7 protein-coding genes are annotated in these 8425 nt (G+C 63.3%); 5 read left to right on the forward strand and 2 right to left on the reverse strand.

Features of this window, described 5'->3' with window-relative positions:
- Window positions 1-107: 107 nt before the first annotated feature.
- The gene (locus tag VLT15_12970) at window positions 108-1346 is read left to right on the forward strand and encodes an amidohydrolase family protein (GenBank protein HSR46123.1); all 1239 of its coding nucleotides are present in this window, start codon (window positions 108-110) and stop codon (window positions 1344-1346) included.
- A 179-nt stretch (window positions 1347-1525) separates the two neighbouring features.
- Complete coding sequence (locus VLT15_12975) at window positions 1526-2017, forward strand: Hsp20/alpha crystallin family protein (protein ID HSR46124.1); 492 nt, start codon at window positions 1526-1528, stop codon at window positions 2015-2017.
- A gap of 80 nt (window positions 2018-2097) precedes the next feature.
- Here the strand turns inward: VLT15_12975 and VLT15_12980 are convergent, their stop codons facing one another.
- On the reverse strand, window positions 2098-4134 hold the full coding sequence (locus VLT15_12980) for an alpha/beta fold hydrolase (GenBank protein HSR46125.1): 2037 nt from the start codon (window positions 4132-4134) through the stop codon (window positions 2098-2100).
- Window positions 4135-4377: 243 nt separating this feature from the next.
- On the opposite strand from VLT15_12980, the gene VLT15_12985 reads away from it, so the two are divergent.
- The 3 genes from VLT15_12985 (at window position 4378) to VLT15_12995 (ending at window position 5930) form a co-directional block, all read left to right on the forward strand.
- Window positions 4378-5001 (forward strand): YbhB/YbcL family Raf kinase inhibitor-like protein, encoded by a 624-nt coding sequence (locus VLT15_12985; GenBank protein HSR46126.1) that lies wholly within the window; start codon window positions 4378-4380, stop codon window positions 4999-5001.
- A gap of 163 nt (window positions 5002-5164) precedes the next feature.
- Window positions 5165-5719, forward strand: coding sequence for a hypothetical protein (locus VLT15_12990; GenBank protein ID HSR46127.1), 555 nt, complete (start codon window positions 5165-5167; stop codon window positions 5717-5719).
- Window positions 5712-5930, forward strand: a complete 219-nt coding sequence (locus VLT15_12995) for a helix-turn-helix transcriptional regulator (GenBank protein HSR46128.1) — start codon at window positions 5712-5714, stop codon at window positions 5928-5930. Before VLT15_12990 ends, VLT15_12995 begins: the two co-directional genes overlap by 8 nt.
- Before the next feature lie 6 nt (window positions 5931-5936).
- Here the strand turns inward: VLT15_12995 and hrpA are convergent.
- Window positions 5937-8425: ATP-dependent RNA helicase HrpA (gene hrpA / locus VLT15_13000; GenBank protein HSR46129.1), on the reverse strand; the 2489-nt coding region annotated here is incomplete at its 5' end.

Below are 8425 nucleotides of genomic sequence, written 5' to 3' on the forward strand. Positions count from 1 at the left end.
AGATGCCCCGGCGACGGGAATAGTCGGGGAACGCCTCACGAAGCCGGAATCGTCGCCCGGATGAACATGCTTGAGTTGTAGCTGGACGCGCTAGAGAGGAGGCACCTGTGGACATCATCGTCCGTTCGGCGAGGGTGAGGGGACGGCCGGACTGTGTAGACATCGGGATAGACGCCGGTCGGATCGTCGCTATCGATGATCGTATCGACGATGAGTCAGAAGTCTCCATCGATGCAGGGGGAATGCTGACTACCGAATCTTTCGTAAACCCGCATCTGCATCTGTGCAAGGTGTACACGCTGGATCGAATGGACGAACTGGCGCTTGCCGATTACCACGGCGACCAGATGGGCAAGGCGATGAACGCGATCGAGTTGGCCGCCCGGGTGAAGTCCGACTACGACGCCGCGTGGATCGTTCCAAATGCCCGAAAGGCCGTGGCCCTCGCCGCGCTGCACGGCAATACCCACATCCGGGCCTTCGCCGACGTGGACACGAAGGCACGGCTCGAGGGAATCAACGCGCTACTTCAGGTCAGGGATGAGTTCGCCGGAACGGTGGACGTTCAGGTGGTTGCTTTCGCGCAGGACGGACTGATCCGGGAGCCGGGTGCATCGGGCCTGTTGCGAGAGGCCATGGAGCTGGGCGCAGATGTCGTCGGAGGAATTCCCTGGATCGAGTTCACCGAGGTCGATGAGCAGGCGCACGTGGACCAGATCTTCGATCTCGCAGTCGAGTTCGACAAGCCGGTCTCGATGCTGGTCGACGACGCCGGCGATCCGGGCCTGCGAACCCTGGAGATGATGGCCGTCAAGGCCATCGAGAAAGGCTGGCAGGGGAGGGCGCTGGCGCACCACGCCAGGGCGATGGCGCTCTACCCGAAGCCCTATCTGCAGAAGCTGGCCGCGTTGCTGAAGGCCGCCGGGATTGGAGTGGTGACCGACCCTCACACCGGCCCGTTGCATGCCCGCGTTCGTGAACTGCTGGACGAAGGTGTCTTGGTGTGCCTCGGTCAAGACGATGTGTCGGACGCTTACTACCCGCTCGGCCGCAACAGCATGCTCGAGGTCGCCTTCCTGGCCGTACATCTGCTGTGGATGACCACCGCCGCCGACATGGAGAAGGTCTTCTCGATGGTCACAACCGATGCGGCGATCGGCATGGGCCTCGCCGACCATCGGCTGGAGGTTGGTGCCCCGGCGAATCTCGTCGTGTTGAGTGAGCCGGATGTGCGTGAAGCTCTACGTACCCACGCAGCTCCCGCGCACGTGATCAGCCACGGCCGTACCGTCGACAAGAGAGCGATGCAGACGATCGTGGATACAGGTGGAGCCGATTCTCCTTAGAAACACAGCAGAAAACGGCTGCTGAGTGACCATGGTCCTCCTTCCCCGGCCGTCGGCCGTCATGAGCGAAAATCGAGATATTAGGGTATTGACTAGATAAAATCTGAGTGATATACACTTAGATATAGCGATATTGGAGAGAGCCGGGTGAAAGGCTCTCAGGACGTAAGGAGAGTGGTATGGCACTACTTCGCTGGTCTCCTTTCGATGCCTTTGCAGCGCTCGAACGGGACATGCAGGATCTGATGGATCGTATGCCGATGCGGACCGGGGCCCGCCGGGAGCCGGTGGGTGAGTTCGTCTGGCGTCCCCGCGTCGACGTGTTCCGCGAGAAGGACGCCGTTGTTGTCCGGGCAGAGTTGCCCGGAGTAGACCCCGAGAAGGACATCGAGATATCGGTAGAGGACCGGGTGCTCCGCATTGCAGGACAGAGGTCGTTTGACCGGGAAATCGAAGAGGAAGATTTCTATCTCTCGGAGCGTTCGTTCGGCAGATTCCAGCGCGAAATCATGTTGCCGCAGGGAGTAGACGTGGATCAGCTCCAAGCCCACTTCGAGAACGGGGTCCTTTCGATGACGATCCCGCTGCCCGTCGAAGTGCAGCCGGGTTCGCGCCGGATTCCTATCTCGGTCGGATCACAGACTGAACTCGAGGCAGAAACCGGAGATTGAATGACATCGGTCACGGCGGGGCTTCCTCGATCGGTTGCCCCGCCGGCTCCGAACCGGGACGGTGGGCTTGCCGAATTGCGTCAGCGCACCTCCAGAGCGTCGAGGATCGGCAGGAGAATCGAAGCCTGATAGGCCTCACGATCTACGGAGTCGGAAGCGAGTAGGACGAGCACGGTGTATCCGTTGGTTTCCGTGATCGCAATATCGGTGGCGACTCCCTCAACCTCCAGCGTATGGATTCCCCAGATTGTGGGACCGGAGTTGTATTCGCGGCTGGTCACATCGTCGGCGTCGGCGCCGAGTTGGGCCGTCAGCGTTGTCAGAAGCAGGTTCGCCTGGTTGCCGCCCACCGCCTGAAAGAGGAGCGCGGTTTGATCGAGGCCACTCGCCCCTCGCAGGTAGACCCCCGAACCGAGTTCGCTCCAGTCGTCGGGAACGAGAGTATCGATGGTTGCTCCGAAGCTCTCGACCGTCACCGGCACCAGCCGTATCTCGGCTGCAGGCTCGTCGCCGGTGATGAAATCCGGTCCCGACATGGCCGAGACGCACGAACCGTCGGGCTCGGCGGACGGGTCGTTCAGGAATTCGAGTGCGATGGAAAGGGCACACTCGTCGGAGACCGAAGTGCCGTGCCCGAGGCCGGGGAACTCGAAGAATGAAGCGTTTGCCAGGGTCTCGGCGGCGAGAACGCCCCACGACGGGGGAGTGATCGGATCGAACTCGCCCGCCAGCACGAGGGTCGGGATGTCGCTGGCGACCGGCTCGTTCTCCAGCGCGTCGGCAGTTCCGACATCCCAGAGTTCGCAGACCTCCAGAGCGAACGGACCGGTGCTGCCACCCGATTCCACGATTCGTTTGATATAGGGGTCGAAGTCTCCGGCCGTTGCCAGCTCTGCCGGATCTGTGAAGGGAAGCTCCTCCCGGCATTGCACCGCGAAGGTCTGTCCGGTGGAGATGAACTCGATGTTGGCGAAGAAGTTGGAAAGCAACAACTCGAGCGATTGGTAGTCGCCGTTTTCGACATCATCGATCAGCCCGGGAAGGACGGGGATCAGCTCGCTCGAGTAGAGCGATTGGAACAGGAGTCCGAGCAGCGCGTCGCCTTCGACCAGCGCATCGTGTTCCTCGAGCGTGAACACATCGAGAAGCGTCGCCATGATGGGTTCGGCGTCGAGGGCGTCGACGAGTGCGAAGAACCGTGCTTCGAGGTCCGGAAAGGCTCCCGAGCACTCCGGATCTTCGGCGCAGGCGTCGAAGAACACGGTGAACGCTCTGGCCGCATTGAGTCCGACCTCGAGTGGGAGGCTCACCTGCGGTGGATAGGTCGAGTCGAGGATGACGCTCCGGATCCCCTCGGGGTGGTCCCGCATCGTCGTCAGAGCCAACCGCGTGCCGTATGAAATCCCGAAGAGGTTCCACTCTTCGTAGCCCAGGACCACCCGCAGATCGGCGAGGTCGGCCGCGCTGGCTTCACTGTTGTACAGGCTGAGTTCCGCCTCTTCAACGATTCGAGTGTGGCATTCCTCGAGTGCGGCCAGTTCCTGTGCCAGCGCCTCGTCCAGGTCGAGGTCCAGGTCGAGTTGCTCGAAGGCCAGTTCGACGGTTTCCGGGCACGCGAGCGAAGGAGAAGAGAAACCCGTTCCCCGCTGGTCGAACATGATGAAATCACGGCTCTCCAGGAAGGGAGCGAACGCCTGGGCAAACGTGAACGGCACGGCCTCGAGTGCATCGCCGCCGGGGCCGCCCTCCAGATATACGATCGGGTCCTCGGGAACTCCCGCGACCTGTGAGCGGAAGATGGCGACATGGAGACGAACCGTCTTCCCGTTCGCCGGATCGGATCGATCCTCCGGGGCGACGAGCCAGCCGCAGTCGACCTGGTATCCCGGCGGTTCGTCGAACTCGCAGCGTCCCTCGACGAAGCGTGCCCCGGTGGTCGCCTCCGGGCGGGTTTCGGTGGTTTCCGTTCGCTGCGTGGTCGTGGGTTCCACCTGGAGCGTGGTTGTTGTGGTGGTGGCTGCCGTCGGAGCTTCGTCGTCGACGCCGGCGAACAGCAGGCCGATACCGGCGACGAATGCTGCAGCGGCGAGGATGAGCAGCCATGCGGTGCGGTCCACTGATACTCCTTGCGGGAAGGGGAGAAGTGTAGGTCTGTTCGGGCAGAATCCCACCAACGGAACACTGGCACGAACCGCCGGCCGTTCCTCTCTCTGCGTCCTTCCTCGGTGCGTATTCCGGAGCAGACGTGATCCGTCCGGGCGGCCTGCATCGATCCAGCGCCGGTGACTTGCCCGCCGCGCAGACGGTCGAAGGTCGCGGGCAGTGGGCCGAGGCTAGGCTCGGCACTGGAAGGAGGTCGCATGCAAATCACCAGTCCCAGCTTCTCAGACGGCCGGATGATCCCTGGGGAGTACGCGTTCTGTGTGCCCGACGAGGAGTCGCACGCAACGTTCGGAGAGAACAAGAACCCCGCCTTCGAGTGGGACGATCTCCCCACGCAGACCAGGTCGCTCGTGTTGATTTGCCACGATCCGGATGTTCCGTCGCTACCCGACGATGTGAACCAGGAGGGCAGGGAGGTTCCGGCAGACCTTCCACGAGTGGACTTCTATCACTGGGTGCTGGTCGATCTGCCCCCAGATCTCGGGTGTTTCGGCAAAGGTGCGTTCTCCCGTGGTGTGACGGCTCGCGGCAAGGAGTCCGGAGGTCCGTTCGACACGCGTTCGGGTTTCAACAACTACACCCAATGGTTCGATGGCGACCCCGAGATGGGCGGGACCTACTACGGCTACGACGGGCCCTGCCCGCCCTGGAACGACTCGATCATCCATCACTACGTCTTCACCCTCTATGCGACGGACCTGGATCGGTGCCCTGTTGAGGGGTTGTTCTCGGGGCCGGATGTGCTGGAAGCGATAGAGGGCCACGTCCTCGACAGGGCGAGCATCACCGGCACATACACGCTCAACCCGCGGTTGTTCTGACGGGTTCGCAGCCGATGGAGGCAACGGAGCGCCCGGTCCGGGCCGGGCAGCGGTCCGTCCCTGATCGACTCCCCCCGGGTTCACGGCGTCCCCAGATTCGGGGTTGACAGGGAGTAAGGTTTTTCTTACCTTAAGTAAGAAAAACCTTTCCCAAGGAGGAGACGTGAATGCTGCCTGGCTCGGTCTTGCTCTTATCGGCGGTGCTCTCGCTCTGCTGGCCGTCGGGCGATTCGTATGGAACCTGCGACCTCAGCGGGAGATGAGGGGCATACCAATCACTCCCCTGGAGAAACTCGGCTGGGTAGGCCTGGGTGTAACCAGCTTCGTCGGCCTCGGCCTGGCGGCACTGGTCGTGTTCGAAGGGGCTGCCGGTTTCCATGAGAATCAGTCGTCTCGACTCATCTTCTGGGCTCTTCTGATGAGCGGGATAGGTGTGTGGGCGTCTGCCTGGGCAGTCATCAAACGGCGCAGCGGGGAGACGGTCGTCGACGAGCGGGACCGAGCCATTCTCGCCGGGTCCTTGTCCGTCGAGTCGGTCGTCGTGTTGCTGTCGCTCGTGGCGTGGACGGTGACGCTCACCGAGGTGTATTGGGAGGCGGGAGCAATACCGCTCGCCTACTTGCAGCTGCTCTTCTGGAGCACATTGATCGGAGGTGCATTCGGCAGGTCCCTGGGCATCGTCATGGGGTACCGCAGAGAGATCCCGGTCGATGCCTAAGGACAGAATCGCCAATCACATAAGGCGGCTGCGATTCGAGCACGGCGAGATGACCCAACAGGATCTGGCGAATAGGGTCGGCTGCACCAGGCAGACGATCATCGTTCTGGAGAAGGAGCGCTATGTTCCTTCGCTCAGCCTTGCCTTCAGGATCGCCCGTGTGTTCGGCCGCGCCGTAGAAGATGTCTTCGAACTCGTCGAGGTGGGCTGAGCGTCCTCACCCCGACACGGCCACTTCGGTCAGCGCAGTTCGAATCCGCTTCTCGCTGATCTTTCCCCGGGTTCCCAGGCTCTGCGCGAAGAGACTGACTCGCAACTCCTGAAACATCCAGGCGATGTCCGTCAACTGGGGTGAGGGCCGGAGCACCTCCTGGAGGCGGTCGTACTCATCCTCGAGGACCTGCAGCCGGGACATGAGCTCCGCGTCCCTTGCCGGGTCCTCGGCGAGGCGGGCCAGCCGGTGTTCGATCGCGTGGAGATACCGAAGCACATCCCCCAACCGGTCGGCACCAAGACCGGCCACGAAGCCCGCATAGATCAGACGGCGCAGCTGCATGCGGATGTCGGACGCAGCCTCCGGATGCGATCCGGCGACTGTGTCGATTTCGGAACGAACCTCGCGCACCGTCCAGAGAACGCGCAGCGATTGCTCGGCCACCGTCGTGAGCCTGTCGTAGAGGTCGTTCCGGGCGTTTGCCAGCAGTGCATCGAACTGGACCGCGTTCCATGGGAGCCCGGTCTCGAGCATCACCTGGTCGAGAGCACCCGCCAGGCAGTCGGCGGCCCATAGATCGGGGTCGTCGTAGGGGCTGGTGGCGAGTACCACTCTTGCGTCCCTGGTGAGGAGCGGCTTCAGCAGTTTGGCCGGCGCCGGCAGGTTCAATAGAAGAAGTCTCCTGGTGCCGTCCCACATGGCCTCGACTTGCTCGACCTCCGTCGCCAGCAAGCGCACGCTCACCGAATCGACCTCGTCGATCAGGGCCGGAAATGCGGTGACCGCGTGATCGGTACCGTCGATCTGAACGCTCTGCGGCAGCTCTCCGATGCTCCAGGTTGTCAGATCTTGCACTTCGAGCTCGTGGCGAATCGTCGAGGCCGCGGTGCGGGCGGCGCTTCGCAGCTCTTCCTTGAGAACGGTGAGGTTCCGTCCTTCGGCCACCACCGAACCATCACCGGCCATGATTCTGAAGCTGGGCCGAAGATGAGATGGCAGCTCCTCCAGATCGAACGCATCTGGCGGAAGCGGCTCACCGACGATCCGGGCCAGCTCGCGGCGCAGGAACGCGGTGAGTCCCACACCTGCGGGAACCCCGCCGGCCAGCAGGCGGACGGCGGTGTCCGGAATGGGAGACAGAGCCTTCCTGAACCGTTTGGGAAGCAAGCGGATCAGCGCCACGACCAGCTCCTCCCGCAAACCCGGGATGTGCCATTCGAAGACCGAAGGATCGAGACGGTCCAGCTCGGATAGCGGAATGACCACGGAGACCCCGTCCGTCGGGCTCTCGGGATCGAACTCGTAGCCGAGCGGGATGGCCAGATCTCCATGCCGCCACTCCTCCGGGTAGGCCTCATCGTCAACCGGCCCGGCCTCCGGATCGATCAGGTCGGCGACCGAGAGATCCAGCAGCTGAGGCGTTGCGGCCTTTGCCTTCCTCCACCAGGCGTCGAAGTGCCGGACTGAAGTGATATCGCCGGGCAGGCGAGCGTCGAAGAACTCGAACACGGTACGGTCGTCGACGAGCAGGTCGGTCCTGCGCGACCGGGCCTCGAGCCCGAGCACCTCCTGGATCATCTCGCGATTGTGGTGAACGAAAGCGTGCTCGCTCTCCCAGTCGCCGGCGACCAGGGCATTGAGTATGAACAGTTCGCGAGCCGTCGCCGGGTCGACGTGCCCGTACAGGACGCGGCGGGCGGTCTGAAGGGGTAGCCCGTAGATCGTCGCGGTCTCATGCGCGACCGCCGCGCCTTGCTCACGATCCCACCAGGGGTCGGAGTACGACCGCCTGACCAGGTGGGATCCCACCTCTTCGATCCATTCAGGCTCCACCGCGGTCACGCCGCGTGCCCACAGGCGGCTGGTCTCGACCAGCTCGGCTGCCATGACCCAGGCGGGTGCACGCTTGAAGAGGACGGAGCCGGGGTTGATGGCGAAACGGGAGCCGCGAGCTCCCCGGTACTCGAAGCCATCCGGATCCTTCGAACCGACGTGTGACAGCAACCCGGCGAGCAGCGACCGATGGATCGCGTCGGGCCCGGCCGGCTCCGGGTTGCGCTTCAGTCCCATCTCTCCGGCGACTTCCCGCAGCTGGGCGTGCACGTCCTGCCATTCCCGAACCCTCCGGTAGCTGAGGAACTCGTTGCGGCACATACGGCGAAACCGGCTGGAGGATCGTGCCCTGCGCTCCTCGTGCAGGTAGTCCCACAGGTGCAGCCAGCTGAGGAAGTCGGAGTCAGGGTCGGCGAACCGGGCGTGGAGCTGGTCGGCGTGCTGCTGCTCTTCGACCGGCCGTTCGCGCGGATCGTTGATCGCCAGCGCCGAAGCGATGATCAATACTTCGCGCAGGCAGTCGTTGTGCCCGGAGGCGAGGATCATCCGTGCCAGGCGCAGGTCGACCGGAAGCCTGGCCAGCTGTCTGCCGAGCTCGGTGAGCCATTTGCCGGTCCGCTCACCTGCCGGGTCGACCGCCCCGAGCTCCTCGAGGAGCG

It is taken from the genome of Acidimicrobiia bacterium (assembly GCA_035471805.1).
In the GTDB taxonomy this organism is placed as follows: Bacteria; Actinomycetota; Acidimicrobiia; order Spongiisociales; family JAHEDJ01; genus JAHEDJ01.

Bases quoted from the DNA above. Each gene is read 5' to 3' on its own strand.
- VLT15_12975 (HSR46124.1), top strand. From the start codon at position 1,526: ATGGCACTACTTCGCTGGTCTCCTTTCGATGCCTTTGCAGCGCTCGAA.
- VLT15_12985 (HSR46126.1), top strand. From the start codon at position 4,378: ATGCAAATCACCAGTCCCAGCTTCTCAGACGGCCGGATGATCCCTGGG.
- VLT15_12995 (HSR46128.1), top strand. From the start codon at position 5,712: ATGCCTAAGGACAGAATCGCCAATCACATAAGGCGGCTGCGATTCGAG.